This window comes from Streptomyces peucetius (assembly GCF_025854275.1).
GTDB lineage: Bacteria > Actinomycetota > Actinomycetes > Streptomycetales > Streptomycetaceae > Streptomyces > Streptomyces peucetius_A.
The window spans coordinates 4,780,352-4,806,301 of the sequence record NZ_CP107567.1 but is presented as its reverse complement, the minus strand read 5'-3'; the positions used below and the strand labels follow the sequence as shown (position 1 = coordinate 4,806,301).

Sequence of the window (25,950 nt, the reverse complement as noted above, 5' to 3'; positions counted from 1 at the left end):
CCCGATATCAGGGAAGGGCCAGGGTCGGCCGGGCTCCCGCCGCTCCGTCCGGGCCGTCACCATGGACCCATGACAGAGCAGCCGACCGTCCCGCCCCCCGAGGCGCTCCAACTGCGCCGCTCCCCCCGCCACAAAGTGGTGGCCGGTGTGTGCGGCGGACTGGGCCGCTACTGCGACGTGGACCCGGTGATCTTCCGGATCGCCGTGGGCGTGCTCTCGGTGACCGGCGGCGTCGGCCTGATCTTCTACGGGTTCGCCTGGCTGCTGCTCCCGTCGGAGGACGACGAGGAGAACGAGTTCCGCAGGCTGCTGACCGGCCGGGTCGACGGCGCGTCACTGACCGCCGTGCTCCTCGCCCTGATCGGCTGTGGGCTTTTCCTCTCCATGCTGGGCAACGGCGGAACGCTCTCCTTCGCGGCCCTGCTCTCCCTGACGGTCGCCGGCGCGGCCGTGTGGTCCCAGCGCCGCCGGCTGGTGACGGACGACGGCGCGCCGAGGGACGCGGCGGCGCACGCGGTCGCGGAGGCCCCGCCGGAGACGAAGGCACCGCCCGTGCCGGAAAGCCCTTCCTGGTGGCGCGACCCGATCGTCAAGGACGGCACGACGGGGCCGGTCCCGACCGGCTACCTGTGGGGCCCCGAGTCGGCACTGGCCGAGGCCGCGGCGCCGGAGGGCCGCACCGGCCGCGGTCCCGTGCCGCGGCAGACCCGCTGCCCGCGGGGCATCGGCGGACCGGTCTTCCTCATGGCACTGCTGGCGGGCGGGCTCGGGACCGGGCTCAGCTGGGAGGGGCAGCCCCTGGGCACCGCGCTGCAGATCGGGCTGGTCGCCGCGCTGGCGGTGCTCGGCCTGGGCCTGCTGATCAGCGCCGTGCTGGGCCGCACCGGCTTCGGCACGATCCTGCTGACGCTGGTCACGGCCGTGCTGCTCGCGGGTGCGACCGCGCTGCCGAAGGACATCAGTACGAGCTGGGGCGAGAAGACCTGGCGGCCCGCGTCGGTCACAGCCGTCGCACCGTTCTACGAGCTGGGCACCGGAGCCGGCACGCTCGACCTGTCCACCCTCGCCGTCCCCTCCGGCACACAGGTGTCGACCCGGGCCGAGATCGGGGCGGGCCAACTGAGGATCGTGCTGCCGAAGGACGCCACGGTGAAGATCGACGCCGAAGTCGGCATCGGCGACATCCGGCTTCCCGGCGAGGCGGCGGAGGACATCGACGTCGGCCCGAGCCAGGACCGCCGACGCACGCTGGCGCCTCCGGCAGGCGCGAAGCCGGCGGGCACGCTGGAGCTGAAGCTGGAAGTGGGCATCGGACAGGTGGAGGTGACCCGTGCCCAGTCATGAGACCGCGTCCCGGCCCGGTCGTGCGTACCTGCACGGCTTCCGGCCCGCCAGGATGATCGCCGGACTGTGCGTACTGGCCACGGCCCTGCTCTACGGCGGCGACGCCGGCGGCGCCTGGCACACGCCCTGGTGGGTGGCGTTCCCCCTCTTGTTCGGTGGCCTCTGCCTGGCGGGCACGGTGGCCGCGCTGCACTACGGGGTGCGCCGCCGCCGCGCGGCGATCAGGGCGTCGAGGGAGAACATCGACGCGCCCGCGAGCACCAGCGGCAGCCAGGCCATCAGGTAGGCCAGGTCGTTGCCGTAGTAGTACGGGTCGGTCTGCCAGCTGACGGTCAGCCACAGGCTGAGCGAGATCAGCGCCCCGCCGAGGGCGGCGAGCCGGGCCAGCAGCCCGACGAGGGTGCCGATGCCGACGGCCAGCTCGCCGAAGGCGATGGCGTAACCGAAGCCCTCCGGGTTCTTCAGCGCCAGGTCGACGAGCGACGGGATCGCGGACGTGTCGCGCACGCTGGTCATCAGCTCCCCGATGGAGCCGGTGCCGGTGGCCGCCATGAAGGCGCTGTCCGTGAGCTTGTCGAGGCCCGCGTAGATGAACGTCACGCCGAGAAAGACGCGCAGCGGCAGCAGTGCGTACCGGCCGGCCTGCTCCTTCCATCCACTCGGCCCGTCGTCGAGCCTTCTGTGGTCCGATGCCGCCTCTTGCGTGTGTGTCATCACTCGTCCCGCCTTCAGTCGACCTGTCAACCGACCATACGTACGGCGTGGCCACGCCGCTCACCAGGCTAGCGACACACTCTGTGACACAGGAGGAACCGTCAGAGGTTGTCGACGTCCGAGAGGTCGATGTCGATGTCGAAGGGGACGGACAGCTTGAGCCGGTCGTGGTGGATGCCGGTCAGGGCGTAGGTCTTGGTGACCTCCGAGCGCTCGAAGACGTGGACGACGGGGTGCTCGTCGGTGCCGCCCATCTCGACCAGCCAGAAGTGCGGGATACCGACCTCGGCGTAGAGGTGGGGCTTGCGGTGGCGGTCGCGGGCCTCGGAATCGGGGGACACCACCTCAACGGCGAGTTGGACGTCTGCGGCCGTGAAGCAGGTCTGACTACGATTGATCACGGCCTCGGCCCGAACGACGGAGACATCGGGTTCTGGGCCGTTGCGCTTGTCGAGCACGACGGTCATCTGGCGCACGGCCTTCAGCTCCGGCGGCATGCTGCGGCGCAGTCCCGCCATGAGCCGGTCGATCACGACGCTGTGGAATTCCCGCTGCGCACTGGCGAAAACCAGGCTCCCGTCGATCAGCTCGGTGTGCGGGGGCAGGTTGGGCAGCGTCAGCAGGTCGTCCAGGGTGTGTCCGTCCTGCGGAGGCATCGGCCACGTGCTCGCACTCTCAACGGTCATGGCCGGAATTGCGGTCCGTACGAGCGGCCCGGCCACGGCAAACGACGACGCCGCCACTCGAACGAATGAGCGACGGCGTCGGCATTGACCTTGCGGGAAGGTCACTCCCACTCGATGGTGCCCGGGGGCTTGCTCGTCACGTCGAGGACGACGCGGTTCACGTCGGCGACCTCGTTGGTGATCCGGGTCGAGATCTTCGCCAGCACGTCGTACGGCATCCGCGTCCAGTCGGCCGTCATCGCGTCCTCGGACGACACCGGGCGCAGCACGATCGGGTGGCCGTAGGTGCGGCCGTCGCCCTGGACGCCGACGCTGCGGACGTCGGCGAGCAGCACCACCGGGCACTGCCAGATGTCGCGGTCCAGGCCGGCCGCCGTGAGCTCCTCGCGGGCGATCGCGTCCGCCTCGCGCAGCAGGTCGAGCCGCTCGCGCGTGACCTCGCCGACGATCCGGATGCCGAGGCCCGGGCCCGGGAACGGCTGGCGCTGGACGATCTCGTCCGGCAGGCCGAGCTCCTGGCCGACCATGCGGACCTCGTCCTTGAACAGCTTGCGCAGCGGCTCGACAAGTTCGAACTCGAGGTCCTCGGGCAGGCCGCCCACATTGTGGTGCGACTTGATGTTGGCGGTGCCGGTGCCGCCGCCGGACTCGACGACGTCCGGGTAGAGCGTGCCCTGGACGAGGAAGGCGACGTCCTCACCGTGCTCGGCCTCGGCCACGATGTCGGCCTGCGCCTGCTCGAAGACCCGGATGAACTCGCGGCCGATGATCTTCCGCTTCTCCTCGGGGTCGGACACCCCGGCAAGCGCCTTCAGGAAGCGCTCCTGCGCGTCGACGACCTTGAGCTGCACGCCCGTGGCCGCGACGAAGTCCTTCTCGACCTGCTCGGTCTCGCCCTTGCGCATCAGGCCGTGGTCGACGTACACGCAGGTCAGCTGGGAGCCGATGGCCTTCTGCACGAGGGCCGCGGCGACCGCGGAGTCCACGCCGCCGGACAGGCCGCAGATGGCGCGCTTGGTGCCGACCTGGGCGCGGATCGCCTCGACCTGCTCCTCGATGACGTTGCCGGTGGTCCAGCTCGGCTCGATGCCGGCGCCGCGGTAGAGGAAGTGCTCGAGCACCTGCTGGCCGTAGGTGGAGTGCATCACCTCGGGGTGGTGCTGCACGCCGTACAGCTTCTTCTCGTCGTTCTCGAAGGCGGCGACCGGCACGACGTCCGTGGACGCGGTGACCGTGAAGCCCTCGGGAGCTGCGGAGCAGGCGTCGCCGTGCGACATCCACACCGACTGCTCGTCCGGTGTGCCCTCGAAGAGTGTCGAACCGGGCTTGGAGACGTGCAGCGGCGTGCGGCCGTACTCCCGGGCGCCGGTGTTGTCGACGGTGCCGCCGAGTGTCGTCGCCATCAGCTGGAAGCCGTAGCACATGCCGAAGACGGGGACGCCCGCCTCGAAGATCGCACGGTCCAGGCGCGGGGCGCCCTCCGCGTACACCGACGAGGGGCCGCCGGAGAGGATGATCGCCCTCGGGTTCTTGGCCAGCATCTCGGCCACCGGCATGGTGGACGGGACGATCTCGCTGTAGACCCGGGCCTCACGGACGCGGCGGGCGATGAGCTGGGCGTACTGCGCACCGAAGTCGACAACGAGCACGACGTCGGGGGCGGCGGAGGGTGCTGCTGGCACTGGGGCTGCCTTCCGGCGGGGAGAAAAGGGGGCTGCTTTGTCGATTCTACCGGCGCCCCGAAGAACACTTTTCGTCTCACCATCCGAACCGGTTTTGGCCTCCACGGGCAGGGGCGGTCCATACTTGCCGCATGCAGAAGCAGCTGACCTTCGTCTTTACCTATGGCACCGGCCCGTCCGGCTGCCATGGTCGCGCTGCTTGATCTGCTGAACAGCGACTTCCCAGGCGCCCCGGGCCGACAAGGCCCGGGGCGCTTCGGCTTTCCCGGGTCGTGCCGGTCCGGGGCCCCACCACACAGAGGAGCCCCTCAGATGTCCGTGACCCAGACCGAGAAGACCGGCGCCCGCACCGAGACGGCCGCCACCGTGATCAGCGGCGCCCGTGAGCGGATCGACGCGCTCGACGACAGGATCATCGGCCTGATCCAGGAACGGATGGCCGTCTCCGCCGTCATCCAGGACGCCCGCATCGCCTCGGGCGGACGCCGGGTGAACCTGGCGCGCGAGATGGAGGTGCTGGCCCACTACCGGGACGCCCTCGGCAAGCCGGGAACCTCGCTCGCGATGACGATGCTGGAGCTGTGCCGGGGCCGGATCTGACCAGTGCCCGACGGGCGGGCGGCCGTCCCGGGTACGCCTGCGTATCTGCGTTCGGGCGCATCCTCACCCGTACGGCGCGTGACGCGCCCGGCCGGTCTTCGTTGGTCCCGTTGTCCGTGCCAGCCAGGGGCGGCCTCGAAGGAAACCACGCGTGGCTCCGCTGGGGCGTGTGACGTACCGAAGGTGCGTCGTGGGACCTCGCCCCAGCGCGCGTGACCGGTCGGCAGGGGACAGCAGCCCGGTCACCCAAGGGCGGTCGGCGCCGGGGACGCCCGGCACCGACCGCATCCGGTCCGTACGGTTGCGCCCCCCGCAGCCCGTCCAGCAGATGCAGTACGAGCAGGTCCCGCTCTGCGCAACCACTTTCACGCAGGCCACAGCCGTCCGTGCGCGCCGCCCGCGCGCCGGCGGCCGGCGGCCTCTCCCGACGCGGCGCAAACCCCCCGGCGCCGCGCCCCGGTACCGGCGCTGCCCTGACGCCGGGACCCAACGGAAGGGCCCCGCGGACGTGATGTCCACGGGGCCCTTCGCGACGCCGGAAGCGGGTCAGGCGGAGCGGCGGCGGGCCGCCACGAACAGCACACCACCCGCGGCGAGCGCCACGGCGGCGCCGCCCGCGGCCAGCAGGGCGGTGGAGCCGGTGGAGGCCAGGCCGCCCTGGGCGGAGTTGCCGCCCGTGGTGCCGGCGGAGGAGCCGCCGGTGGCGGCGTCGTCGCCGGAACCGCCGGTCGAGCCCTCGGTGGAGCCCCCGGTGGAGCCGGAGCCGCCGGTCGAACCGCCCGTGGAGCCGGAGCCGCCGGTGTCACCGGGGGTCTCCTCGTCACCGGTGCCGTTCAGCACGATCCAGCCGTCGTCGTTGGCGGGCTCCCCCTCCCAGGGGTTGGGCTCCTGCCCCGGGAACTCGGGGAAGTGGATCCGGCCCTTGGCGCCTGCGACGACCTTCTCGATGAGGAACTCGAACGGGAAGCTGCGCTTGTCGTCCTCCAGGAACGGCGTGGCGGCCCAGCACAGGTACTGGGACTCGTCCTTGTCGTCCCCGGTGTTCATCGGGTTGCAGGAAGCGGGGCTCTTGGTGACCTTCGCGCCCTCCGGCACATTGACCCGGAAGGTGAACGGCTCCCCGCCCGAGCGCAGCGCGCCGATCCACGCCGGACCGTGGTTGCTCATCCGGATGTCGACCTCGGTCGTCTCGCCCTGAGCGCCGTCGGCGCGGCCGCCGGACAGGTCGAGGTCGTAGGTGTTCTTCGTGGCGAGGTCGCGCTCCGCGTGCCGCACGTACTCGCCGGACGTGGCCGCGGCCGGCTTCAGCGTGAGCGCGTCACCGGTCCCGGCACGGAAGTCGAGTCCCTTGCGCAGCTGCTCCGCCTGCTTCGGGGAGACGGCGGTGAAGCGGTAGTCGAAGATGTCGCCGAGCGCGAAGGCCGCGGTCCTCACCTTCACCGGCGCGCTGAGCGCCCAGGCCTTGCCGGGCGCGAAGTCGCCCTCGAAGGAGCAGAGGACGACCTTGCGGTAGTGGATCAGGTCCTCCTTGTTCTCCTCGGCGTACTCGCAGTTCTCGTACGTGTCGGGGAACGACAGTCCGCGGGTGCCCGAGAAGCGGAGCACCACGCCGTCGGCCGCCATGCTGCCGACGTTGCGGAAGCCGAGCGGCGCCGAGTACGTGTCGCCCGCGGCGAAGCCGGCGGGCTCGGCGGGCAGCTGCTTCATCCGGAGCTCGGGACCGCCGATGAGCACGTCGACGGTGTGCTCGTTGAAGGTGAGGCCCTCGCCCTGGCCGGTCACCTTGATCTTGCCGAAGTCGCCGGCCTTGCTCTCGTCCGTGACCTCGACCCGGAGGTCGTAGTTCGGGTTGAGCACGTCACCGGGGTAGAGGTTGTCGGACGTGCAGACCGCGACCAGTCCGTCCAGGTCACCCCGCTGGTACGACCCGGCGAACGGCGGCTTCACCTCCCGCGACTCCTGGACCCTGAACCCGCTCCCGTCGGTCCAGGCCAACCGCTACGGCTACGGCAACGCAAGCCCGCTGCTGAACACCGACCCGAGCGGTCACTTCATCTGCGGTGGTGTGTGCGTGGTGGCCGCGGGAGTGGTCATTGCAGCCGGTGTCGGGGCACTGACATCGGAGTACTACCGCCAGCACCCGATCGACACGAGTTGGGTCAGCGGCCTTCATTGGCAGAAGCCGAGCTGGTGGCCGTCCTCGAGCTCCGCAGCAGCGGCAGGCGCCGGAACAGGCGCCATGGCGTGGGCAGCGTCCTCTGCTGCGGACGCGCTCTGGGACCAGGCTCTGAGGTTGAGCCGCGACGCCGCGGCCGCGGCCGCGGCGGCAGATGCGGCCGTCAACTACCAAAGGGCGCTCGACGACAAGAGGAGGGCGGACCGCGGCCGCCCCGGCCGCGGCCCAGGCCCTGGCCCCGGAGGCGGCCCGGGTCCTGGACCCGGCGGCCCTCCGCTGCCGCCACCGCCGTGGCTGCTGCTTATCAAGACCGCTCTCAGCACGTTCCATGGTCGGCCCACGCGCGACGACGGTACGGATTCGCAGCACGTTGCGGCGGTGCGGGACTCGCTGACCGACTCCCAGGCGCAGCTGAAGGTAGATCTTGAGGAGTTGCGGGGCTACTTCCGGCTGCTTCCCAGCCCGGAGGCCGGTGGGGACACAGCACTCGCTCCGTCTCCGGCGCCGAGTCCCTCATCCAGCGGTGGCACCGACACCGGTGGCAATCCGTGCGACCGTCCGAGGTCCGAGCGGTTCCGGTACGGCCCCACGATCGGTCGCGCCCCAACCGGTGCTGCCGCCCTCATATGCCCCAAGGACCTGAAGAAGAAGGACCGCACGCCCCGACCCTCCACCTTCCCGGAGCCTCCCGGCTGGAAGTCCGAACGTGACGGCAAGGCGTGGAAATACCATCGCACGCACATAATCGGCGACCGCTTCAGCGGTGAGTGGGTTTCCGGGAAGTGTTCACTGCCTATCGGCGGATGAACGACCCCGGGATGAAGCGGTGTGAGAACCGTATAGCTTCCGCGCTCGACAAGGGTGAGCCGGTTCTGTATTCTGGCTTTTTGGATTATGGCAATGGCATGCATGAAATGCCCACGGGTATTACGATGACAGCCAGAACTCCCACTCGGGTCCTGTTCGAGAGCAAGTACGTGGCCAACAAGGCGGAGCGGCAGGTGACCTGTTGAGTCTGCAAGACCTCGAATCGGCCCTGCCGGCGCTTCTGGAATTTCGTCGGCCCGAACCCCGGGGAATCAATTGGACGTACATCGAGCGCGAGCTGGGTGCGCCGCTTCCCGAGGACTTCAAGGAGCTCTCCGAGTTCTATACGGGACTCATCCTGGATGATTTCCTGTCGGTGCACTCTCCGGATCCCGGGGCGGAGTCGGAGTTCATCTCGGTGGCCCAAGAGTTCCTGGAGGACCTGGAGGACCTCCACGACTCCGACATGTCGCACGGCTATGCTTCTTTCCCCGAGGTCGGCGGGCTCATCCCGTGGGGAGACTCGTCTGAAGGGGATACCTGGTTCTGGAAGACAGGCCACCCGGACCCGGGAAGATGGCTCATCGTCGTCAGCGGGCACAATGACGACTGGGTGGAGGTCGAAGAAACCCTCACCGGGTACCTGGCCGGCCTTGTGCGGGGCACGATCCTTCCGCACGCCCTCCCCCCGAATTTCCCTGGGCGCATGCCGACGGTCGCGGTGGACTGATGGCCCGCTCTGACAACGGGGGATCTGCCGGTAATCGACGCGGTTGAGCAGATTGTCGGCTCCCTGCCTCCTAAAAGGAGGTCTGCGAGACGTGGGGCATTCTTCCATTGCGGCGGCTGGCAGTGTCACGTCCAGCCGGCGAATTCGCCGGGGCATTGTGGTCTGAGGTAAAAGGGGAGTCGTACGAAAGTGTCGCGTAAAGAGGCACCCGATTAGGTGTGGGTCGAGCGGATGGTTCTGGTGATATTGGCCGGACTCGGGGTCTTTTTGCTGCTGGTGCATATTGTGCTGCCGATTTTGCACATCGCTGACTTCTTATCCGTTGACATGCGGTTGCCGGTCATGATGGAACAGGTTCCGGGCGGTGCCGTGGAGCTTGCCCGTGGCACGGGAGCGCGGGTGGTGCAAGACGGCTACGCGGAGCTCGTCCTCGATGGCGCAAGCTTCGGCCAGCGGTTGGTGTACCGGGTTCCGGGTTTGGCTGGGGCGGCAACGGTGCTGGGCATCCTCTGGTTGCTGTGGCGCCTTGTGCGACTGGTTCGATCCGGTCCATTCTCGAGCGTCGCCGTTCGTGGGCGCTTGCTGGGGATCGCGTTGCTGATAGCGGCGCTGGGCGTTGGGGGCCCGGTGTTTGCGGACTGGCGAGTGAGGATGCTGATCGACGGCGCGGGTGCCACCGTGTCTGGGGTCCCGGAATCGCCCCTGCCATACGCTCTTGCGACCCTCACGGTCGTCTGTGCCGCTCTGGCTGCCGGCCGAGGTGGGATGGCCCGTGACCGGGGGACCCGGGCGGCCGCCGAGGAGCGCAGGACCTCCCCCCGGTTGTCCCTTTCGGAGCCGGAGTTGGAGCCGGAGGCTCCACGAGGTGATCGGGAAGTGTGATGGCGGAGCAGGAACGGGCCTGCATTCCTCTCGCTGGTAGGAGCAAGGCCGGCCCCCTGCCCAGAGGAACGGGCAGGGGGCCGGTCTCGGATGGCGGTGCGGGTCAGACGCCCGCGACGGACTGGATCCAGGAGCGGTAGGCCGTCACGTTCGTGTACGCCGTGGTGGTCTGGCGGTCGCTGGTGGAGGCGACGCCGACCTGAACGCCGCCCGCCATCATCGGGCCGCCGGAGTCGCCGCCGGCGGTGATGCCGTCGCCGCGGCGGGCGCAGATCGCCGAGCCGCCGTAGGCGTCACGGCAGCCGCCGGTGACGGTCACGTTGGCGACCTTCAGGTACTGCGACTGGCAGTTGGCCTCCGAGCCGCACCGAGAGGTGGCGCCCCAGCCGTAGACCTGGACGTTCTGGCCCACGTACACCGAGCCCGGCTGGCCGAGCCGCGCGTAGCTCGCGGAGACGGAGCGGTCGAGCCGCACCAGGGCCAGGTCCGAGCTGTGGGTGTAGGTCTGGGTGCCGTACGCGACGGTGCCGCCGCTGTGCTGGTCGAGGCTGCCGATACGGAAGGCGAGGCCGCCGCCGGTGACACAGTGCTTGGCGGTGAGGATCCAGGTCGGCGCGATGATCGACGCCGAGCAGGTCTCTCTTCCGTTCGAGAACAGGCGGGCCGCCCACGGGGCGTTCTGCGCGTAGCCGCCGCCGATGATCGGCTGCGGACCGCTGGGCACGGGCGCTGGGGATGTGGCGGCCGTGGCGGTGGGCGCGAGGGTCAGGGCGGCCAGCAGGGCAGCCGCAAGTGCCATGAATAACTTGGTTATTCGCAAGGTTCCTCATCTCCGAAGACACGCGCACCGGCGCGTGTGGGGGGTGTCCAGGAACCATCAGGATCGCCAGGGGACGGCGGAGTTGGGTAATAGCGTTCTGCCATAACGCGGTGCTATGGCCGGGTGTCCAGGGCCTGTCCGTCGTGCTTCACCGCAGGGTCGGGACCTCGCCCCCGAGCGCGTGGGTCACCGTCGTGTGCGCGAGCCCTCGCAGCCACGGGGCCGCGAGCTCCGCCAGCCCCGCCGCGTCCGGCGGGGTCGGGCCGAGACCGATCGCGTAGCGGGTGGGGGACGTGGTGAAGGGGCGGGGCCAGGCGTGGATCGCCGGGCCGGGAAGGGCCGACAGGAGGGCGCGCATCCGGCCGCGGACCCGGCCGTCCTCCGACGGGTCGGACACCGTCACGACCGCCCAGGCGGCGTGGCGGCGGTGCAGCGGGGGACGGGCGAGCAGCGGTTCGGCGGGGGAACCGGTCTCCAGCAGCTCCCAGGCGCGGAACAGCTCCTGGGAGATCAGGTCCCGCATCCCTGCCGTGACCTGCTCGGAGCAGGGGCGCACCGGCGCGGTCGGGGTGAGGACGGTGACCGGCAGGTAGGGGCGGCGTACGGGTCCGCCGACCGGCTCGCGCCAGTCCCAGGCCGCCCAGGTGGCGAAGAAGTGGCGGAGCAGGGCGGGAGGGCGCAGGTCGTCGGCGTCGCGCACGGTACGCGCCGCGAGCACGGACCACGCGAGGCCCGGCAGCCCGCCGAACGGGGCCGAGTCCAGGCCGCGGGCCCGCGCCCAGGCCTTGACCTGCCGCGCCAGGTGAACGAACGCCGCGTGGCGGTCGCCGACCGAGGCGAGCAGTGCGTCGGCGTCGCTCATCGCGCTCAGCGCGACCGCCGCGTCCTCGCCCAGCTCGGCACGCCGGTCGACCGCTTCGGCCGGAGCGACGGCGCCGGTGGCGACGACGGCCAGGTCCACGTCCAGGCCGCCGACGTTCAGCCGCATCCCCGGGACGCGGGCGCCGACCACCTCCCGTACGTCCGAGGCTTCCGGCAGGGCGGCCGTCAACCGGGCGCGGACGTCCGCGAGTCCGGGTGTACCGGGCAGTGCCGCGACCAGGTCCAGGTCCGCGCCGGGCAGCGCGCAGCCCATGCGCCGGGAGCCGACGACATGGACGGCCCCTTCGGCCAGCGCCTCCGCGACGCGTTCCGCCGCACCCGACGCGTCCCCGTCCTCTCGCGGGGGCGGAGCCTCGTCCGGCACCCAGCGCACCTCGCCCGTGCCCGGCGCCACCGTCGCCCGTACCCGCATCGGCTCGTCGCCGCGGCGGGACAGGAGGACCAGCTCGCCCACCTCGGCGGCGAGCGGAGGCAGACGGGTCTCGCACTCGGCGGCCAGGGGCTGAGGGTCCCTCGTCCGGCCGAGGCTCAGATGCGGCGTGAAGCCTTCACGGCGGCCACGGCAGCGCGGGAACCGCTCGGCGAGGGCCTGCCGCAGCTCCTGCCACGGCTGCTCGTCGTCCGCCGCCGGGTCGAGCCACACCGTCGCGTCCTCGCGATGGCCGAAACTGTGCACGCCTCGCAGCCGGGCGGTGAACGGGGCGACCCCGGAGAGCGCCTCCGTCAGCAGCGGTGCCGCCGCCTCGAAGTCGGACTCCGCGACGAAACCGAAGAGCACGTTGACATGCGGCGGCCAGCGGTGGATCTGCGGGTCGTGGTCCTGCCGGACGGCCTGGATCGGCGGCCACAGCTCGGTGGGCGGCAGCCACGCCACGGCGGTACGGGCCGTCGGCCGTACGTCGAGAACCCGCCGCCCCTCGTGCACCGGCCCGAGCTCGACCGACAGGCCGTAGTGGTCGGAGATGTACAGCCCGTGGGGCGTCGGGTCGTCGCCGAGCAGGACCGCCGCGTCCACGGCCAGCCCGTCCGCCCGCAGCAGCACCCGGTCCAGCCGCCCCGCACGACCCGTGAGGGACGAGACGGCGGCCAGCGGATTCACGGCCGGGTCGAAGGTGGGCGTCGCGTCCGCCGGGCCGTGCACCTCGCTCCACGCGTCGCGCATCCCGAGCGTCGTCTGCGGCGCGCCGGTGCTGTCGTTGAAGTCCCCGACCAGGATCACGTCCCCGTCCAGCGCCGCCAATCCTTCGGCGATCCGTGCCAGTTCGGCCTCCCGCCGGGACGCGCCGTCGTCCGAATGGTCACTGCTGAGATGGGTCGCGGCGACCGTGACCGGCCCGCCGGCCGTGTCGACGACGACCGCGGTGACCGCCTTGTGCGGGCCGAGGACATGGTGGCCCACCTCCCGTACCGGCAGCCGGCTGAGCAGCAGCAGCCCGCACTCGTCGACGTCCCGCCCGGCCGGATCGGTCGCCAGCGTGTACGCGTGCCGCACCCACGGCGTCCGCAGCAGCACGACGAGCAGCGCGGGCTCGACCTCCTGGAGCGCGATGACGTCCGCGTCGGCGTCGCGCAGCGCGTCGATCAGCAGCGGGCGGCGCAGCGCGGTGTCGATGCGGTCGGAGTCGTACCGGTCCCACAGGGTGTTCCAGGTCAGTACGCGCAGCCCGCCCGCGACCCCCCGCGGCGCGGGCGCCGGCACCCAGCCGTCCCGCTCCCACACGTACGGCGTCCGCGCCGTGAAGAACGGGGCCCGCAGCCGTCGTGCCTCACGCACCCGCCCGGCCTCGGTGTCGTCGATGCGGTCCACGCCCGTCGCCCGGTCCCACACGACCTCGCCGTCCGCCTCGAAGAAGAGCACCCGGTGCCAGGGGATGTCCCCGCCCGGTTCGAACGCCGACAGCGGCATGCGCTTGGGCGCGGCCTCCCGCCTGCGCACACCGATCACGAAGCGCGCCGGGTCGAAGCGCGCGTCCCAGCGGATGCGGTGGTAGATCTCCTCGCTGGTACGCACGGCTACGCCTCCTCCTCGACGGTCCCGCTTGCCCCGATGTACCAGGTGCGGTGCGCCTGGCCCGGGTACGGCGGCACGAACCGGTGCAGCTGGGCGGTCAGCACCTGCGGCGGTACGGGGTGCTCCCGGGCCGCGTTGCGCCGCAGCAGCTCGTCCTCGGCGACCAGCACCACGGCGTGGGTGGTCAGCGCGTTTCGGCGGCGGGCCACCGCATGGACCAGGGACCGCTGGTGCGGGCTGAGCGACGTGGCGTCCCACACCACGGTCCCGCCCGCGGCGAGGGCGGTGTCAAGCCGGTCGAGCCCCGTGCGCAGCACCTCGTCGTTGGCCTTCTGGTCGGCGCGGGAGCCGCGCGCGGCGCGGAGGTCGTCGAGGGACACGTACGCGTCGATCCCGTCGAGACTCCGCGCGAAGGTGCTCTTGCCGCTGCCGGACGGGCCGACCAGGTGGATCAGCCGCGGGAAGCCGCCGTCCCGCCACCGCCAGGTCGCCGCGACGGCCTCCTCGGCGGCGGAGATCCGCCCGTCCGCGTAGGCCGCGCGGGCCTCGGCGCGGCAGCGGGCCGCCGTGTCCGGCTCCAGGTCGGCGAAGACCTCCGGCAGCCCTTCCAGCGGCCCGGCCTCCTCCGCGTGCATCGCGGACCAGGCCACCTGGTCCCGCGCCTGAGCGGTCCCGGCTGTCGCCGCGGCGACGGCGTGCAGCACATCGAGACCGACGGCGTACGACATCCGCACCAGGCCCGCCCGGCGGTCCTCGTCCGGGTACGGCCGGTGCAGTCCGGCCTGCAGCCCGACCAGGTCGGCGACCCGGCGGGCGAGCGGCAGCCCCAGCGAAGGCGCCAGCCTCGGAACCAGCGCGGCGCGGCGCTCCCGGTGCAGCAGCGCCGCCAGGACGCCGGCGAGCCGGTCGTCCCCCGTGCGCCCGCCCAGGTCAAGCCGGACGGCGGCCTCGTCGTCCCCCTCGCCCAGCGCCTTCGTGTCGACCGCCGCGCCGGACCGTACGTCCCACAGTGCTGCCTGGGGCCCGAGCCCGTTGGGGACGACGGCCGCGTGCATCCAGTGCGTATCCGTCTGCACATGTCCGGCCCGCACCCACTTGGCGACCCGCTGCCCGAACTCCTCGGCCATGAAGCCGTCGGCGGTCCGGACGACGTACCCCTCCTGGCGCGTGAGGTCCGGCCTCAGGCGGCGCAGCGCCCGCTCGTCGAACACCCCGCGCCACAGCACGCGCGGCGCGGGAATCCCGAGATCGCGCAGGAAGCACACGGTCCGGTCCCAGTCCAGGCACCGGCCGAGCTCGTCCCACACGGAGAAGCCGTAGAAGTAGCTGTCCAGATCGTCGTAGGCGATCGAGTGCCGGGCGAACATGTTTTCCCCGCACACCCGCCAGCCCTCGGGGATGTGGTGCCCGATCCGCCCCTGCAGCGCCTTGACCCACGTCCGGGACGGATGATGCGCGGAGTCGAGCGACCGGGCGTGCAGCCCGTCGCGGTACAGAGTGGTGTTCTCGCCGTCGAGCTTCTCGGTGACGACGACCTCCCGGCCGCGCAGCCCGTCCAGGCCGGTGACCCGGACATCGTCCGTGGTCGCCCCGGGCGACCACGGCAGATGCCGGGTCCGCGGATAGTGCGTACGCATGATGACCGAGCCCCCGTGTCAATGACGTGCCCGGTCACCTTAGGCGGGGCGGGGACAGGGGCTCGACCGAATAACACCGCAGGGCGGGTCGCTGCGGGGGGCGAACAGCCCTGGTCGTCCCGGGCTACTCGTCGCCGAAGACATCCTCGGCAGAGGCGGCGGTGAGGGCCCGGTCCAGCCAGCGGAGCAGGGCCTCCGCGTCGTCGCATTCGATGATCCGGACCCGCGCGTCGTCGGGCACATCGACGCCGCGCCTCTCCAGGATGAAGAGGATGTCCTGAGCGCGGCCCTTGGCAAGGCCCTCCGCACGGCCTTCGTCCCGGAGTTCTTCTGAGAGGGGCGAGGTGTAGAAAGAAAGGTCCACGGCCACCAGTTTCCTCCATAGCTCTGCGGCCGGCAGTGTGCCCAGGCCTTGCGAGACGAATTCGATCAACGGGTACCGGATGTCGTCCCGAGTGTCCCGCAGCGCGCCGGTCAACGCCTTCAGTATGGTCCAGGCCTCTGCGCCCGCGCCGTGTGTGATCGCGGCCAGGGTGGCGAGCGGCAGGTCCTTGCGGGCCTCCGCCGTCATCGTCATCCGGGGCATGTTGTGCGGGCCGACCACGAGCGGCCGCACGGTGAGCGACGGCCACCCCGCTGCCGTGAAGTCGACCGGCCGCCCTGCCCATTCCGCTGTGGAGCGGTCCTGGCATACGACGAGGAGCAGGGGTGGCTTGCGGTACTTGTTGAGCAGGTACGCGATGTAGTAGGCCCAGCCGGCCGGCTTGACCGGGTCCTTCTTGCTCTGGGCTTCGACGGCGAGGATCAGCGACCCGCACTCCTCGGTCTCCAGGCTCAACAGCGTGTCGACGCGACGTTCGACCGGTTTGTTCTCGGTCAGGTCCGTCGGCAGGACGGTGACCGCTGTGGGTGGTGGGATGGCGACGCCGAGTACCTCGGAGAGTTTGGAGAACAGCTCCGGGTACTCCTGGAAGATGCGGTGCATCGCCTCATGGGGCGAACTGACCATGTTGTTCCTATGCCGGGAACGGGCACGATGGCATATGCCTTTGGTGTATGCCGTCCACTTCTTGCCGGATGAGCGTAGGCAGGCAAGTGGGCGATGCCCAAGTGGAGTTGAGGAGCTTCACCCGCAGGAGTGAGGCAGTCCTGTGCGGGGCGGGGAGCGCCTGTCGGGACGCGCGGTCCAGCTCCACCCACACCGTCTTGCGCGGAACAGGCCCGGTGACCACACCCCAACGGTCGGACAGCGCCTCGACCAGCTCCCGCGGCCGGATTGCTCGTCGTCGGCCGGTGGGCGGGGCGCGAGGTTCGGCAGACGGTCGCCAGGACTGGACGGAGGCATCGAGGTGCTGAAGTTCGGGGACGGTACGGCTGTGGGGCGCTCTGACGGAGCGTTCAGTGGGCGTCCGGTCACCGACCCGAAACAGCTCCAACTCCTCGAACTGCGTTATGGGATGATCCGATCCCAGGCTCTTACCCCACGGGAGTCGCCGGCCTTCGTCGAGCAAGTGCTGGGAGAGGCATGATCCGCAAGACTGCTTCCGGGGACGACTCTTCGCTGGAAGGGCACAAGAGCAGCTACAGCAGCAACAGTAGTGATGCCGACTGCGTCGAGGTCGCGACCACCCCCGACGCCGTCCTCGTCCGTGACTCCAAGAACGTCCCCGGCCCCCGCCTCTTTGTCACCTCCGCCACCTGAGCGGAGTTCGTGACGTACGCGTCGGAGCGCTGACCCCGGCGAGCAGCGCTACTTCAGCATGTACTCGCAGGGCTTGCCCGAGTCGTCAGCGCTCTTGGCGACGACCTTGCCGTCGACGGTGATCGAGCACTTCGCCGCCACGAACTTGCCGTTGGCGCGGACCGTGCCGGGCGTGACGATGACCAGGCGGCCGACCTGCTGCTCCGCGCCCCGGGCGGCGATGGTGGCCGTCTTCTTCCAGGGGAGGGTCACCTTCTCGAAGCCGGAGTCGTCGAGGGTCCACATGACCGTGCTGTTGCCCGTGCCCTGCACCTCGATGGTCACCTCGTGCGGGGTGCCCTCGTCCGTGGCGGCCTCGGGCGCGGAGTCCTCCGGCTTCTGGGACTGCTGGGCGGCGGGGGATTCCTTGCCGGCCGCCTTGTCGCCCTTGTCTCCGCTGTCTCCACTGCCTCCGCAGCCGGTGAGCAGGGCCGCGGCCAGGACGAAGGCGGTCGCGGTGAGTGTCCTGCGCATGTTTCCCCCATGAATCATGATTCAGCAGCTCGGTGTGGATCTTAGGTCCCGTCCGCCGTGACGAGCCGTGCGGGTCCCGTGGGACTGGGCGGCGTCACGTGATCATCACGGTCCGGGGCCGGCCCTTGCCCTCTCCTCATCGCTTTCGTGGGATGTTCACGTCAGCACCACACCGGACGAGGCGGATGCAGTGAGCAAGGACGAACCGGAGAAGCAGCAGGTCTCCGACGAGGAGTGGGCGCTGTTCGTCCGTGACGCGGAATCCGGGGCCGACGCGCCGAAGGAGCCGTCCGCCCGGGCCCGGATGGTGACCGAGCGGCTGCGGGCCCGGGATGCCGAGGCGGCCCGGCAGGGCGGGCACCGCTGGGGCCGGAAGCCGAAGGCGCCGGCCCAGCCGCCGGGCTGGCGGACCGGGCCGGCCTGGCAGGAGATGAACGGGACGAAGGCGCGGCGCAAGCGCGTGACGTCCACGGTCGCCGTGCTCGCTCTGCTCGGGCTCGCCGTGGTGGCCATCAGGCCCGAGCTGGTCACCGACCACCTCCCGGACGGCGGCGAGAGCGACGTCGCGGCCGCGCCGCTCGCCCCGGAGACGGCCCGGCCGACGGCCGCGCCGTCCGCGGACCCGTACCCGGACGCTCCGACGCTCAAGGAGCCGTTCCGTGGCTCGCCCGCCCTGCGCTGGGCCGACGGCGCGGCCGGGATCGTGGTGCCGGAGGCGAAGGCCGTGGGCGGCATGAGCAGGAAGCAGGTCGCGCACGCGCTGAAGAGCGTCAAGGATTTCCTCGTTGCCGCCAACATCGACCCGGCCACGGTGCGGGGGGAGCGGCCGGAGGCCGCGCTGGAGATCCTCGACCCGCTCCAGAGGGGCGGTCGCGGCTGGCTGGAGAAGGCGCTGCGCGAGCCGGACGAGGAGCAGGACCCGCTGGTCGCTTTCAGCCGCTTCGATCCTCGGGACGTGCGGCTGGTGGGCGATGTGGTCAAGACACGTGGACGGATGACCTTCGGGAAGGGCGACCGCGACGGCGAGGTGCGGGTGCGTACCGACTACACGTTCGTCTATCCGCTGGTCCGGGCGAAGCCCGGCTCGACCGAGGTGGCGAGGACCGTGGTCCGCCGCCAACTGACCTTCGCCCTGTACGACCCGGCCAGGACGGCGTCCACCCCCGGCAAGCTGTTCGCGCTGCGATGGTCGTACTACGCGGGCAACCACGACTGCCGCACGAGCAGCGGGTACTACGAGCCGGAGTTCACGGCCGAGCTGATGACGTCCCCCGACCCCTCGGGTCCGGTGCGCGACCCTTACGACCGCAGAGGTGACCTGGCCGACCTCGAGGACGAGTGCGGCACGGTGACCCGTACCTGATGATCGTCCGGAGGGGGAACGCGCGTGCCGCAGTTTGACGATCAACCCGTGCGGGGTACTCTTCTCGGCTCGATTGGCCAGGGCGTCGAGCCGTATGGCAGACTGTCCGGGTTGCTCGGTTGCGTGCCGATGCTGCGCGCCTCCCGCCGGGAGGACCGGAAGCGAGTCCCACAGTACTCGTCGCCCCTGATCAGGGGCGGACGTACGGGAATCTTCCGGGAAGTGTCAGCGGGGTACCGGCCAGGCACTCGGCGGGAGCTCTTCCCCCGATACGCGGCCGCAGGCCGCACCCCCTCGGTTGGGAAATCCTTCGGGAGATCTACGTAGAGGGAGTGCGACACGCCCGACCGCGTGGGTCGGAGAAGAGAGCAAGACCCTCCGGGTTCCAGAGCGTTTCACTAGACAAAGGACTACTGAGTAGCCATGGCGGGACAGAAGATCCGCATCCGGCTCAAGGCCTACGACCACGAGGTCATCGACTCCTCGGCGAAGAAGATCGTCGAGACGGTGACCCGCACTGGTGCGTCGGTCGCGGGCCCGGTGCCGCTGCCCACTGAGAAGAACGTGTACTGCGTCATCAAGTCGCCGCACAAGTACAAGGACTCGCGCGAGCACTTCGAGATGCGCACGCACAAGCGCCTGATCGACATCCTCGACCCGACGCCCAAGACCGTTGACTCGTTGATGCGCCTGGACCTTCCGGCCGGCGTCGACATCGAGATCAAGCTCTGAGAGGCGCGGAAGAGATGGCTAAGCAGATCAAGGGCGTCCTGGGCGAGAAGCTCGGCATGACCCAGGTCTGGGACGAGAACAACCGTGTCGTCCCGGTGACCGTAGTCAAGGCCGGGCCCTGCGTCGTCACCCAGGTCCGTACGAACGACAACGACGGCTACGAGTCGGTCCAGATCGCCTTCGGCGAGATCGACCCTCGCAAGGTGAACAAGCCCCTCAAGGGCCACTTCGCCAAGGCCGACGTGACCCCCCGCCGCCACCTGGTGGAGCTCCGCACCCCTGACGCCAGCGAGTACACGCTGGGCCAGGAGATCACTGCCGAGGTGTTCGAGTCCGGCGTCAAGGTCGACGTCACGGGCAAGAGCAAGGGCAAGGGCTTCGCCGGTGTCATGAAGCGTCACAACTTCAAGGGCCTCGGCGCCGGTCACGGCACCCAGCGCAAGCACCGCTCTCCCGGCTCCATCGGTGGCTGTGCCACCCCGGGCCGTGTGTTCAAGGGCCTCCGCATGGCGGGCCGTATGGGCAACGAGCGGGTCACCACCCAGAACCTGACCGTTCACGCCGTTGACGCGGAGAAGGGTCTGCTGCTCATCAAGGGCGCAGTTCCTGGTCCGAACGGCGGCCTGGTCCTGGTCCGCACTGCGGCCAAGGGGGCCTGAGGACTATGAGCACCATTGACATTCTGTCGCCCGCAGGCGACAAGTCCGGGACCGTTGAGCTCCCGGCCGAGATCTTCGACGCCAAGGTCAGCATCCCGCTGATCCACCAGGTCGTCGTCGCGCAGCTGGCCGCTGCCCGTCAGGGCACGCACAAGGTCAAGACGCGTGGCGAGGTCCGCGGTGGTGGCAAGAAGCCTTACCGCCAGAAGGGCACCGGCCGCGCCCGTCAGGGTTCGACCCGTGCGCCTCAGTTCGCCGGCGGTGGCGTCGTCCACGGCCCCGTGCCGCGTGACTACTCGCAGCGGACCCCGAAGAAGATGAAGGCCGCCGCCCTGCGCGGTGCCCTCACCGACCGGGCCCGCCACTCCCGTATCCACGTCGTCTCCGGCGTGGTCGAGGGCGAGGTCTCCACCAAGGCAGCGAAGACGCTGTTCGGCAAGATCAGTGAGCGCAAGAACCTGCTCCTGGTCGTCGACCGCGCCGACGAGGCCGCGTGGCTGTCCGCCCGCAACCTGCCCCAGGTGCACATCCTGGAGCCGGGCCAGCTGAACACGTACGACGTGCTCGTCTCCGACGACGTGGTCTTCACCAAGGCCGCTTTCGAGTCCTTCGTGTCTGGCCCCAAGGCCGCTGAGACCGAAGGGAGCGACGTCTGATGTCCGAGGCGACCGTAACCAGCAAGACCTTCACGGACCCGCGCGACGTTCTCGTCAAGCCCGTGGTCTCCGAGAAGAGCTACGCCCTGCTCGACGAGAACAAGTACACGTTCATCGTCGCGCCCGGCTCCAACAAGACCCAGATCAAGCAGGCCGTCGAGGCGGTCTTCTCGGTCAAGGTCACCGGGGTCAACACGATCAACCGTCAGGGCAAGCGCAAGCGCACCCGCACCGGTTTCGGCAAGCGCGCCAACACCAAGCGCGCCATCGTGACCCTTGCCGAGGGCGACCGTATCGACATCTTCGGCGGTCCGACCGCCTGACGGCGGTCTGGATCGTCCGGAATCGGACGAGGACTGAGAAATGGGTATCCGCAAGTACAAGCCGACGACCCCGGGCCGTCGTGGCTCCAGCGTCGCCGACTTTGTCGAGATCACGCGGTCCACGCCGGAGAAGTCGCTGGTCCGCCCTCTGCACAGCAAGGGCGGCCGTAACAACACCGGTCGTGTGACCGTCCGTCACCAGGGCGGTGGCCACAAGCGCGCCTACCGCGTGATCGACTTCCGTCGTCACGACAAGGACGGCGTGCCGGCGAAGGTCGCTCACATCGAGTACGACCCGAACCGCACCGCGCGCATCGCGCTCCTGCACTACGCGGACGGCGAGAAGCGCTACATCATCGCCCCGCGTGGCCTGAGCCAGGGCGACCGGGTCGAGAACGGCCCCGGCGCCGACATCAAGCCCGGCAACAACCTGGCGCTGCGCAACATCCCGGTCGGTACGACCATCCACGCCATCGAGCTGCGGCCCGGCGGCGGCGCGAAGTTCGCCCGCTCCGCGGGTGCCTCCGTGCAGCTGCTGGCGAAGGAGGGCCAGATGGCCCACCTGCGTATGCCGTCCGGCGAGATCCGCCTGGTCGACATCCGCTGCCGCGCCACGGTCGGCGAGGTCGGCAACGCCGAGCAGTCGAACATCAACTGGGGCAAGGCCGGCCGTCTGCGCTGGAAGGGCGTTCGCCCGACCGTCCGCGGTGTCGCGATGAACCCGGTTGACCACCCGCACGGTGGTGGTGAGGGCAAGACCTCCGGTGGTCGCCACCCGGTCTCCCCGTGGGGTCAGAAGGAGGGTCGTACTCGCTCTCCCAAGAAGGCGAGCAGCAAGTACATCGTCCGCCGCCGCAAGACGAACAAGAAGCGCTAGGAGCGGGTTCAGATGCCGCGCAGTCTCAAGAAGGGGCCCTTCGTCGACGACCACCTGATCAAGAAGGTGGACACGCAGAACGAAGCAGGCACCAAGAACGTCATCAAGACCTGGTCCCGTCGCTCGATGATCGTCCCGGCCATGCTCGGCCACACGATCGCGGTGCACAACGGCAAGACCCATGTCCCGGTGTTCGTCACCGAGTCCATGGTCGGCCACAAGCTCGGCGAGTTCTCGCCGACTCGCACCTTCCGCGGCCACGTCAAGGACGACCGGAAGTCGAAGCGCCGCTAACCGCGGGGTGGAACGACTCATGACTTACACCGAAGGGACAACCATGGAAGCCAGGGCCCAGGCGCGGTACATCCGCGTCACGCCCATGAAGGCCCGCCGCGTGGTGGACCTCATCCGTGGCATGGATGCCACGGAGGCTCAGGCGGTCCTGCGTTTCGCCCCGCAGGCCGCGAGCGTGCCGGTCGGCAAGGTGCTGGACAGCGCCATTGCCAACGCCGCGCACAACTACGACCACAGTGACGCCTCTTCGCTGTTCATCAGCGAGGCGTACGTGGACGAGGGCCCGACCCTGAAGCGGTTCCGTCCGCGTGCTCAGGGCCGTGCCTACCGGATCCGTAAGCGGACCAGCCACATCACCGTGGTCGTCAGCAGCAAGGAAGGAACCCGGTAATGGGCCAGAAGGTAAACCCGCACGGGTTCCGGCTCGGTATCACCACGGACTTCAAGTCCCGCTGGTACGCCGACAAGCTGTACAAGGACTACGTCAAGGAAGACGTCGCCATCCGTCGGATGATGACGTCCGGCATGGAGCGCGCCGGCATCTCGAAGGTTGAGATCGAGCGCACCCGTGACCGCGTGCGGGTGGACATCCACACCGCGCGTCCCGGCATCGTCATCGGCCGCCGTGGCGCCGAGGCCGACCGCATCCGCGGCGACCTCGAGAAGCTCACGGGCAAGCAGGTCCAGCTGAACATCCTCGAGGTCAAGAACCCCGAGGTCGACGCTCAGCTCGTGGCCCAGGCCGTTGCCGAGCAGCTGTCCTCCCGCGTCTCCTTCCGTCGGGCCATGCGCAAGAGCATGCAGTCCGCCATGAAGGCCGGCGCCAAGGGCATCAAGATCCAGTGTGGCGGCCGTCTCGGCGGCGCCGAGATGTCGCGCTCGGAGTTCTACCGCGAGGGTCGTGTGCCGCTGCACACGCTGCGCGCGAACGTCGAGTACGGCTTCTTCGAGGCCAAGACGACCTTCGGCCGCATCGGCGTGAAGGTCTGGATCTACAAGGGCGACGTCAAGAACATCGCCGAGGTCCGCGCCGAGAACGCCGCTGCCCGCGCCGGCAACCGCCCGGCCCGTGGTGGCGCTGACCGCCCGGCCCGTGGTGGCCGCGGTGGCGAGCGTGGCGGTCGCGGTCGCAAGCCGCAGCAGGCTCCGGCTGCCGAGGCCCCCAAGGCCGAGGCTCCCGCCGCCGCTCCGGCTGCTGAGAGCACCGGAACGGAGGCCTGACCGAAATGCTGATCCCCCGTAGGGTCAAGCACCGCAAGCAGCACCACCCGAAGCGCCGCGGTATGGCCAAGGGTGGTACGACGGTTGCGTTCGGCGAGTACGGCATTCAGGCCATGACTCCGGCGTACGTGACCAACCGCCAGATCGAGGCGGCTCGTATCGCGATGACCCGCCACATCAAGCGTGGCGGCAAGGTCTGGATCAACATCTACCCGGACCGCCCGCTGACGAAGAAGCCCGCCGAGACCCGCATGGGTTCCGGTAAGGGTTCCCCCGAGTGGTGGGTCGCGAACGTGCACCCGGGCCGGGTCATGTTCGAGCTGTCCTACCCGAACGAGAAGATTGCACGTGAGGCTCTGACTCGCGCGGCCCACAAGCTGCCGATGAAGTGCCGGATCGTCAAGCGCGAGGCAGGTGAAGCGTGATGTCGGCCGGTACCAAGGCGTCCGAGCTGCGCGAGCTGGGCAACGAGGAGCTTGTTGCCAAGCTCCGCGAGGCCAAGGAAGAGCTGTTCAACCTCCGCTTCCAGGCGGCGACCGGTCAGCTCGAGAACCACGGCCGGCTGAAGGCCGTCCGCAAGGACATCGCCCGGATCTACACCCTGATGCGTGAGCGCGAGCTGGGCATCGAGACGGTGGAGAGCGCCTGATGAGCGAGAGCAACGTGACTGAGAACAAGGAAGCGCGCGGATTCCGCAAGACCCGTGAGGGTCTGGTCGTCAGCGACAAGATGGACAAGACCGTCGTCGTCGCCGTCGAGGACCGTGTGAAGCACGCGCTGTACGGCAAGGTCATCCGCCGTACCAACAAGCTCAAGGCGCACGACGAGCAGAACGCTGCCGGTGTCGGCGACCGCGTCCTCATCATGGAGACGCGGCCGCTGTCGGCGACCAAGCGCTGGCGCATCGTCGAGATCCTCGAGAAGGCCAAGTAATTGCTTGAAGGGGTAACCCTTCGAGTTCGTTCCGCCAGGCTCGGTGGGGGCTCTCCCTCGTAAGAGGACGGCCCCCGCCGGGAACCGGCAGACAATCAGGAGATAGACGTGATCCAGCAGGAGTCGCGACTGCGCGTCGCCGACAACACTGGTGCCAAGGAGATCCTTTGCATCCGTGTTCTCGGTGGCTCCGGTCGCCGCTACGCGGGCATCGGTGACGTCATCGTCGCCACCGTCAAGGACGCGATCCCCGGTGGCAACGTGAAGAAGGGTGACGTCGTCAAGGCGGTCATCGTTCGCACCGTCAAGGAGCGTCGTCGTCAGGACGGCTCGTACATCCGCTTCGACGAGAACGCCGCCGTCATTCTGAAGAACGACGGCGACCCTCGCGGCACCCGTATCTTCGGCCCGGTGGGCCGTGAGCTGCGCGAGAAGAAGTTCATGAAGATCATCTCGCTCGCGCCGGAGGTGCTGTAAGCATGAAGATCAAGAAGGGCGACCTGGTTCAGGTCATCACCGGTAAGGACAAGGGCAAGCAGGGCAAGGTCATTCAGGCCTTCCCCCGCGAGGACCGCGTCCTTGTCGAGGGTGTCAACCGGGTCAAGAAGCACACCAAGGCCGGCCAGACCGCTCGTGGTTCGCAGACCGGTGGCATCGTCACGACCGAGGCCCCGATTCACGTGAGCAATGTTCAGCTCGTCGTGGAGAAGGACGGCAAGAAGGTCGTGACTCGCGTCGGATTCCGCTTCGACGACGAGGGCAACAAGATCCGCGTTGCCAAGCGGACGGGTGAGGACATCTGATGGCTACCACCACCACTCCGCGTCTGAAGACGAAGTACCGCGAGGAGATCGCGGGCAAGCTGCGTGAGGAGTTCTCCTACGAGAACGTCATGCAGGTCCCGGGCCTCGTCAAGATCGTGGTCAACATGGGTGTGGGCGACGCCGCCCGCGACTCCAAGCTGATCGACGGCGCGATTCGCGACCTCACCACGATCACCGGTCAGAAGCCGGCCGTCACCAAGGCCCGCAAGTCCATCGCGCAGTTCAAGCTGCGTGAGGGCCAGCCGATCGGTGCCCACGTCACGCTCCGTGGCGACCGCATGTGGGAGTTCCTGGACCGCACCCTGTCGCTCGCGCTTCCGCGCATCCGCGACTTCCGCGGCCTGTCCCCCAAGCAGTTCGACGGCCGTGGCAACTACACCTTCGGTCTCACGGAGCAGGTCATGTTCCACGAGATCGACCAGGACAAGATCGACCGCGTCCGGGGTATGGACATCACCGTGGTCACCACGGCGACCAACGACGACGAGGGCCGTGCCCTTCTGCGTCACCTCGGCTTCCCGTTCAAGGAGGCGTAAGCGAGATGGCGAAGAAGGCTCTGATTGCCAAGGCTGCTCGTAAGCCCAAGTTCGGTGTGCGTGCGTACACCCGCTGCCAGCGCTGCGGCCGTCCGCACTCCGTGTACCGCAAGTTCGGCCTGTGCCGCGTGTGCCTTCGTGAGATGGCTCACCGTGGCGAGCTGCCGGGCGTGACCAAGAGCTCCTGGTAGTCCCTTAATCGGGACAACCGGAGTCTCTCGGTAAGCAGAGGGCCGGCAGGGGCCCTTCTCTCCATGGCTTAGGCTAGGAGGGTTGGGCGTCTGCCGCCCGTACGACTTACTACGCCGTAGGTCCCCGTGCCGCACCCGTCCCGCCTCTGTGCGGG

General features: G+C 69.6%; 32 protein-coding genes and 1 pseudogene. 24 read left to right on the top strand and 9 right to left on the bottom strand.

Annotated elements, in window-relative coordinates; genetic code table 11:
* Positions 1–69 precede the first annotated feature (69 nt).
* Positions 70–1,344, top strand: coding sequence for a PspC domain-containing protein (locus OGH68_RS22260; protein WP_264246609.1), 1,275 nt, complete (start codon positions 70–72; stop codon positions 1,342–1,344).
* On the top strand, positions 1,331–1,630 hold the full coding sequence (locus OGH68_RS22255; RefSeq protein ID WP_264246607.1) for a hypothetical protein: 300 nt from the start codon (positions 1,331–1,333) through the stop codon (positions 1,628–1,630). The genes OGH68_RS22260 and OGH68_RS22255 overlap by 14 nt, the downstream gene beginning before the upstream one ends.
* On the opposite strand, the gene OGH68_RS22250 is transcribed toward OGH68_RS22255, so the two are convergent.
* From OGH68_RS22250 to guaA, 3 genes are all read right to left on the bottom strand, one after another.
* Positions 1,537–2,058: a DoxX family protein gene (locus OGH68_RS22250; protein ID WP_264246606.1), complete on the bottom strand. Its 522-nt coding sequence runs from the start codon at positions 2,056–2,058 to the stop codon at positions 1,537–1,539. The genes OGH68_RS22255 and OGH68_RS22250 overlap by 94 nt on opposite strands.
* A 101-nt stretch (positions 2,059–2,159) precedes the next feature.
* Positions 2,160–2,744: a Uma2 family endonuclease gene (locus OGH68_RS22245; RefSeq protein ID WP_264246604.1), complete on the bottom strand. Its 585-nt coding sequence runs from the start codon at positions 2,742–2,744 to the stop codon at positions 2,160–2,162.
* A gap of 101 nt (positions 2,745–2,845) precedes the next feature.
* Positions 2,846–4,426, bottom strand: a complete 1,581-nt coding sequence (guaA, locus tag OGH68_RS22240) for a glutamine-hydrolyzing GMP synthase (protein ID WP_264246602.1) — start codon at positions 4,424–4,426, stop codon at positions 2,846–2,848.
* Between the two features lie 312 nt (positions 4,427–4,738).
* Here guaA and OGH68_RS22235 point away from each other — a divergent pair, with 312 nt between their 5' ends.
* Entirely contained in the window at positions 4,739–5,026 is a 288-nt protein-coding gene (locus OGH68_RS22235) for a chorismate mutase (protein ID WP_264246601.1), read from the top strand.
* Positions 5,027–5,572: 546 nt separating this feature from the next.
* Here the strand turns inward: OGH68_RS22235 and OGH68_RS22230 are convergent.
* Positions 5,573–6,973: a hypothetical protein gene (locus OGH68_RS22230; protein WP_264246600.1), complete on the bottom strand. Its 1,401-nt coding sequence runs from the start codon at positions 6,971–6,973 to the stop codon at positions 5,573–5,575.
* Positions 6,974–7,580: 607 nt separating this feature from the next.
* On the opposite strand from OGH68_RS22230, the gene OGH68_RS22225 reads away from it, so the two are divergent.
* From OGH68_RS22225 to OGH68_RS22215, 3 genes are all read left to right on the top strand, one after another.
* The gene (locus OGH68_RS22225) at positions 7,581–8,009 is read left to right on the top strand and encodes a DNA/RNA non-specific endonuclease (RefSeq protein WP_264246599.1); all 429 of its coding nucleotides are present in this window, start codon (positions 7,581–7,583) and stop codon (positions 8,007–8,009) included.
* Positions 8,010–8,211: 202 nt separating this feature from the next.
* On the top strand, positions 8,212–8,739 hold the full coding sequence (locus OGH68_RS22220; protein ID WP_264246598.1) for an SMI1/KNR4 family protein: 528 nt from the start codon (positions 8,212–8,214) through the stop codon (positions 8,737–8,739).
* A 231-nt stretch (positions 8,740–8,970) separates the two neighbouring features.
* Positions 8,971–9,621, top strand: coding sequence for a hypothetical protein (locus tag OGH68_RS22215; protein ID WP_264246597.1), 651 nt, complete (start codon positions 8,971–8,973; stop codon positions 9,619–9,621).
* A 103-nt stretch (positions 9,622–9,724) separates the two neighbouring features.
* Here the strand turns inward: OGH68_RS22215 and OGH68_RS22210 are convergent, their stop codons facing one another.
* The 4 genes from OGH68_RS22210 to OGH68_RS22195 all read right to left on the bottom strand — a co-directional run bounded on the left by OGH68_RS22210 (position 9,725) and on the right by OGH68_RS22195 (position 15,980).
* Complete coding sequence (locus OGH68_RS22210; protein WP_413471015.1) at positions 9,725–10,420, bottom strand: S1 family peptidase; 696 nt, start codon at positions 10,418–10,420, stop codon at positions 9,725–9,727.
* Positions 10,421–10,589: 169 nt separating this feature from the next.
* Positions 10,590–13,334 (bottom strand): poly(A) polymerase, encoded by a 2,745-nt coding sequence (locus OGH68_RS22205; RefSeq protein WP_264246592.1) that lies wholly within the window; start codon positions 13,332–13,334, stop codon positions 10,590–10,592.
* A 2-nt stretch (positions 13,335–13,336) separates the two neighbouring features.
* The gene (locus OGH68_RS22200) at positions 13,337–14,971 is read right to left on the bottom strand and encodes an RNA ligase family protein (RefSeq protein WP_264246590.1); all 1,635 of its coding nucleotides are present in this window, start codon (positions 14,969–14,971) and stop codon (positions 13,337–13,339) included.
* A gap of 124 nt (positions 14,972–15,095) precedes the next feature.
* Positions 15,096–15,980 (bottom strand): hypothetical protein, encoded by an 885-nt coding sequence (locus OGH68_RS22195; protein WP_264246588.1) that lies wholly within the window; start codon positions 15,978–15,980, stop codon positions 15,096–15,098.
* A 319-nt stretch (positions 15,981–16,299) separates the two neighbouring features.
* Between OGH68_RS22195 and OGH68_RS22185 the strand changes: the two are divergent.
* Both OGH68_RS22185 and OGH68_RS22180 read left to right on the top strand, forming a co-directional pair.
* Positions 16,300–16,500 (top strand): annotated as a pseudogene (locus tag OGH68_RS22185) (Scr1 family TA system antitoxin-like transcriptional regulator); the annotation flags it as partial.
* The gene (locus tag OGH68_RS22180; protein ID WP_264246586.1) at positions 16,497–16,673 is read left to right on the top strand and encodes a DUF397 domain-containing protein; all 177 of its coding nucleotides are present in this window, start codon (positions 16,497–16,499) and stop codon (positions 16,671–16,673) included. The pseudogene OGH68_RS22185 and the gene OGH68_RS22180, both read left to right, overlap by 4 nt.
* A gap of 48 nt (positions 16,674–16,721) precedes the next feature.
* On the opposite strand, the gene OGH68_RS22175 is transcribed toward OGH68_RS22180, so the two are convergent.
* The gene (locus OGH68_RS22175; RefSeq protein WP_264246584.1) at positions 16,722–17,186 is read right to left on the bottom strand and encodes a hypothetical protein; all 465 of its coding nucleotides are present in this window, start codon (positions 17,184–17,186) and stop codon (positions 16,722–16,724) included.
* Between the two features lie 190 nt (positions 17,187–17,376).
* Here OGH68_RS22175 and OGH68_RS22170 point away from each other — a divergent pair, with 190 nt between their 5' ends.
* The 16 genes from OGH68_RS22170 (at position 17,377) to OGH68_RS22095 (ending at position 25,795) form a co-directional block, all read left to right on the top strand.
* Positions 17,377–18,549 carry a hypothetical protein gene (locus OGH68_RS22170; protein WP_264246582.1) on the top strand — a complete coding sequence of 391 codons (1,173 nt, stop codon included), beginning with the start codon at positions 17,377–17,379 and terminating at the stop codon, positions 18,547–18,549.
* 423 nt (positions 18,550–18,972) lie between these two features.
* Positions 18,973–19,281 (top strand): 30S ribosomal protein S10, encoded by a 309-nt coding sequence (gene rpsJ, locus OGH68_RS22165; protein WP_003948644.1) that lies wholly within the window; start codon positions 18,973–18,975, stop codon positions 19,279–19,281.
* A 14-nt stretch (positions 19,282–19,295) separates the two neighbouring features.
* Positions 19,296–19,940 (top strand): 50S ribosomal protein L3, encoded by a 645-nt coding sequence (gene rplC, locus OGH68_RS22160; protein WP_264246580.1) that lies wholly within the window; start codon positions 19,296–19,298, stop codon positions 19,938–19,940.
* A 5-nt stretch (positions 19,941–19,945) separates the two neighbouring features.
* Positions 19,946–20,596, top strand: coding sequence for a 50S ribosomal protein L4 (gene rplD, locus OGH68_RS22155; protein ID WP_037773993.1), 651 nt, complete (start codon positions 19,946–19,948; stop codon positions 20,594–20,596).
* A complete protein-coding gene (gene rplW, locus OGH68_RS22150) occupies positions 20,596–20,919 on the top strand; it encodes a 50S ribosomal protein L23 (protein ID WP_005313587.1) in 324 nt (107 codons plus the stop codon). The genes rplD and rplW overlap by 1 nt, the downstream gene beginning before the upstream one ends.
* A gap of 40 nt (positions 20,920–20,959) precedes the next feature.
* Positions 20,960–21,796, top strand: a complete 837-nt coding sequence (gene rplB, locus OGH68_RS22145) for a 50S ribosomal protein L2 (protein WP_264246578.1) — start codon at positions 20,960–20,962, stop codon at positions 21,794–21,796.
* Positions 21,797–21,808: 12 nt separating this feature from the next.
* Positions 21,809–22,090, top strand: coding sequence for a 30S ribosomal protein S19 (gene rpsS, locus OGH68_RS22140; protein WP_264246576.1), 282 nt, complete (start codon positions 21,809–21,811; stop codon positions 22,088–22,090).
* Between the two features lie 43 nt (positions 22,091–22,133).
* Positions 22,134–22,481, top strand: coding sequence for a 50S ribosomal protein L22 (gene rplV, locus OGH68_RS22135; protein ID WP_058848120.1), 348 nt, complete (start codon positions 22,134–22,136; stop codon positions 22,479–22,481).
* A complete protein-coding gene (gene rpsC, locus OGH68_RS22130) occupies positions 22,481–23,311 on the top strand; it encodes a 30S ribosomal protein S3 (RefSeq protein WP_264246574.1) in 831 nt (276 codons plus the stop codon). Before rplV ends, rpsC begins: the two co-directional genes overlap by 1 nt.
* Positions 23,312–23,316: 5 nt before the next feature.
* Positions 23,317–23,736 (top strand): 50S ribosomal protein L16, encoded by a 420-nt coding sequence (rplP, locus tag OGH68_RS22125; RefSeq protein WP_005313579.1) that lies wholly within the window; start codon positions 23,317–23,319, stop codon positions 23,734–23,736.
* Positions 23,736–23,960 (top strand): 50S ribosomal protein L29, encoded by a 225-nt coding sequence (rpmC, locus tag OGH68_RS22120; protein WP_017949657.1) that lies wholly within the window; start codon positions 23,736–23,738, stop codon positions 23,958–23,960. The genes rplP and rpmC overlap by 1 nt, the downstream gene beginning before the upstream one ends.
* Positions 23,960–24,244, top strand: coding sequence for a 30S ribosomal protein S17 (gene rpsQ / locus OGH68_RS22115; RefSeq protein WP_264246571.1), 285 nt, complete (start codon positions 23,960–23,962; stop codon positions 24,242–24,244). The genes rpmC and rpsQ overlap by 1 nt, the downstream gene beginning before the upstream one ends.
* 108 nt (positions 24,245–24,352) lie before the next feature.
* A complete protein-coding gene (rplN, locus tag OGH68_RS22110; RefSeq protein WP_003956455.1) occupies positions 24,353–24,721 on the top strand; it encodes a 50S ribosomal protein L14 in 369 nt (122 codons plus the stop codon).
* Between the two features lie 2 nt (positions 24,722–24,723).
* On the top strand, positions 24,724–25,047 hold the full coding sequence (gene rplX, locus OGH68_RS22105) for a 50S ribosomal protein L24 (protein ID WP_159688581.1): 324 nt from the start codon (positions 24,724–24,726) through the stop codon (positions 25,045–25,047).
* Positions 25,047–25,604: a 50S ribosomal protein L5 gene (gene rplE, locus OGH68_RS22100; protein ID WP_018847497.1), complete on the top strand. Its 558-nt coding sequence runs from the start codon at positions 25,047–25,049 to the stop codon at positions 25,602–25,604. Before rplX ends, rplE begins: the two co-directional genes overlap by 1 nt.
* 5 nt (positions 25,605–25,609) lie before the next feature.
* Positions 25,610–25,795: a type Z 30S ribosomal protein S14 gene (locus OGH68_RS22095; protein ID WP_003956452.1), complete on the top strand. Its 186-nt coding sequence runs from the start codon at positions 25,610–25,612 to the stop codon at positions 25,793–25,795.
* Positions 25,796–25,950: the final 155 nt, after the last annotated feature.

What these genes read in the sequence shown, in the direction of transcription:
- rplC (WP_264246580.1), top strand. Translation starts at nt 19,296, where the DNA reads ATGGCTAAGCAGATCAAGGGCGTCCTGGGCGAGAAGCTCGGCATGACC.
- OGH68_RS22210 (WP_413471015.1), bottom strand. Translation starts at nt 10,420, where the DNA reads ATGGCACTTGCGGCTGCCCTGCTGGCCGCCCTGACCCTCGCGCCCACC.
- rplV (WP_058848120.1), top strand. Translation starts at nt 22,134, where the DNA reads ATGGAAGCCAGGGCCCAGGCGCGGTACATCCGCGTCACGCCCATGAAG.
- rplP (WP_005313579.1), top strand. Translation starts at nt 23,317, where the DNA reads ATGCTGATCCCCCGTAGGGTCAAGCACCGCAAGCAGCACCACCCGAAG.
- OGH68_RS22175 (WP_264246584.1), bottom strand. Translation starts at nt 17,186, where the DNA reads ATGCGCAGGACACTCACCGCGACCGCCTTCGTCCTGGCCGCGGCCCTG.
- rplW (WP_005313587.1), top strand. Translation starts at nt 20,596, where the DNA reads ATGTCCGAGGCGACCGTAACCAGCAAGACCTTCACGGACCCGCGCGAC.
- OGH68_RS22195 (WP_264246588.1), bottom strand. Translation starts at nt 15,980, where the DNA reads ATGGTCAGTTCGCCCCATGAGGCGATGCACCGCATCTTCCAGGAGTAC.
- OGH68_RS22235 (WP_264246601.1), top strand. Translation starts at nt 4,739, where the DNA reads ATGTCCGTGACCCAGACCGAGAAGACCGGCGCCCGCACCGAGACGGCC.
- OGH68_RS22245 (WP_264246604.1), bottom strand. Translation starts at nt 2,744, where the DNA reads ATGACCGTTGAGAGTGCGAGCACGTGGCCGATGCCTCCGCAGGACGGA.
- rplD (WP_037773993.1), top strand. Translation starts at nt 19,946, where the DNA reads ATGAGCACCATTGACATTCTGTCGCCCGCAGGCGACAAGTCCGGGACC.
- rplX (WP_159688581.1), top strand. Translation starts at nt 24,724, where the DNA reads ATGAAGATCAAGAAGGGCGACCTGGTTCAGGTCATCACCGGTAAGGAC.
- rpsS (WP_264246576.1), top strand. Translation starts at nt 21,809, where the DNA reads ATGCCGCGCAGTCTCAAGAAGGGGCCCTTCGTCGACGACCACCTGATC.
- rpsQ (WP_264246571.1), top strand. Translation starts at nt 23,960, where the DNA reads ATGAGCGAGAGCAACGTGACTGAGAACAAGGAAGCGCGCGGATTCCGC.
- rpmC (WP_017949657.1), top strand. Translation starts at nt 23,736, where the DNA reads ATGTCGGCCGGTACCAAGGCGTCCGAGCTGCGCGAGCTGGGCAACGAG.
- rplB (WP_264246578.1), top strand. Translation starts at nt 20,960, where the DNA reads ATGGGTATCCGCAAGTACAAGCCGACGACCCCGGGCCGTCGTGGCTCC.
- OGH68_RS22095 (WP_003956452.1), top strand. Translation starts at nt 25,610, where the DNA reads ATGGCGAAGAAGGCTCTGATTGCCAAGGCTGCTCGTAAGCCCAAGTTC.
- OGH68_RS22250 (WP_264246606.1), bottom strand. Translation starts at nt 2,058, where the DNA reads ATGACACACACGCAAGAGGCGGCATCGGACCACAGAAGGCTCGACGAC.
- rplE (WP_018847497.1), top strand. Translation starts at nt 25,047, where the DNA reads ATGGCTACCACCACCACTCCGCGTCTGAAGACGAAGTACCGCGAGGAG.
- OGH68_RS22200 (WP_264246590.1), bottom strand. Translation starts at nt 14,971, where the DNA reads ATGCGTACGCACTATCCGCGGACCCGGCATCTGCCGTGGTCGCCCGGG.
- OGH68_RS22180 (WP_264246586.1), top strand. Translation starts at nt 16,497, where the DNA reads ATGATCCGCAAGACTGCTTCCGGGGACGACTCTTCGCTGGAAGGGCAC.
- rpsC (WP_264246574.1), top strand. Translation starts at nt 22,481, where the DNA reads ATGGGCCAGAAGGTAAACCCGCACGGGTTCCGGCTCGGTATCACCACG.
- OGH68_RS22260 (WP_264246609.1), top strand. Translation starts at nt 70, where the DNA reads ATGACAGAGCAGCCGACCGTCCCGCCCCCCGAGGCGCTCCAACTGCGC.
- OGH68_RS22215 (WP_264246597.1), top strand. Translation starts at nt 8,971, where the DNA reads ATGGTTCTGGTGATATTGGCCGGACTCGGGGTCTTTTTGCTGCTGGTG.
- rpsJ (WP_003948644.1), top strand. Translation starts at nt 18,973, where the DNA reads ATGGCGGGACAGAAGATCCGCATCCGGCTCAAGGCCTACGACCACGAG.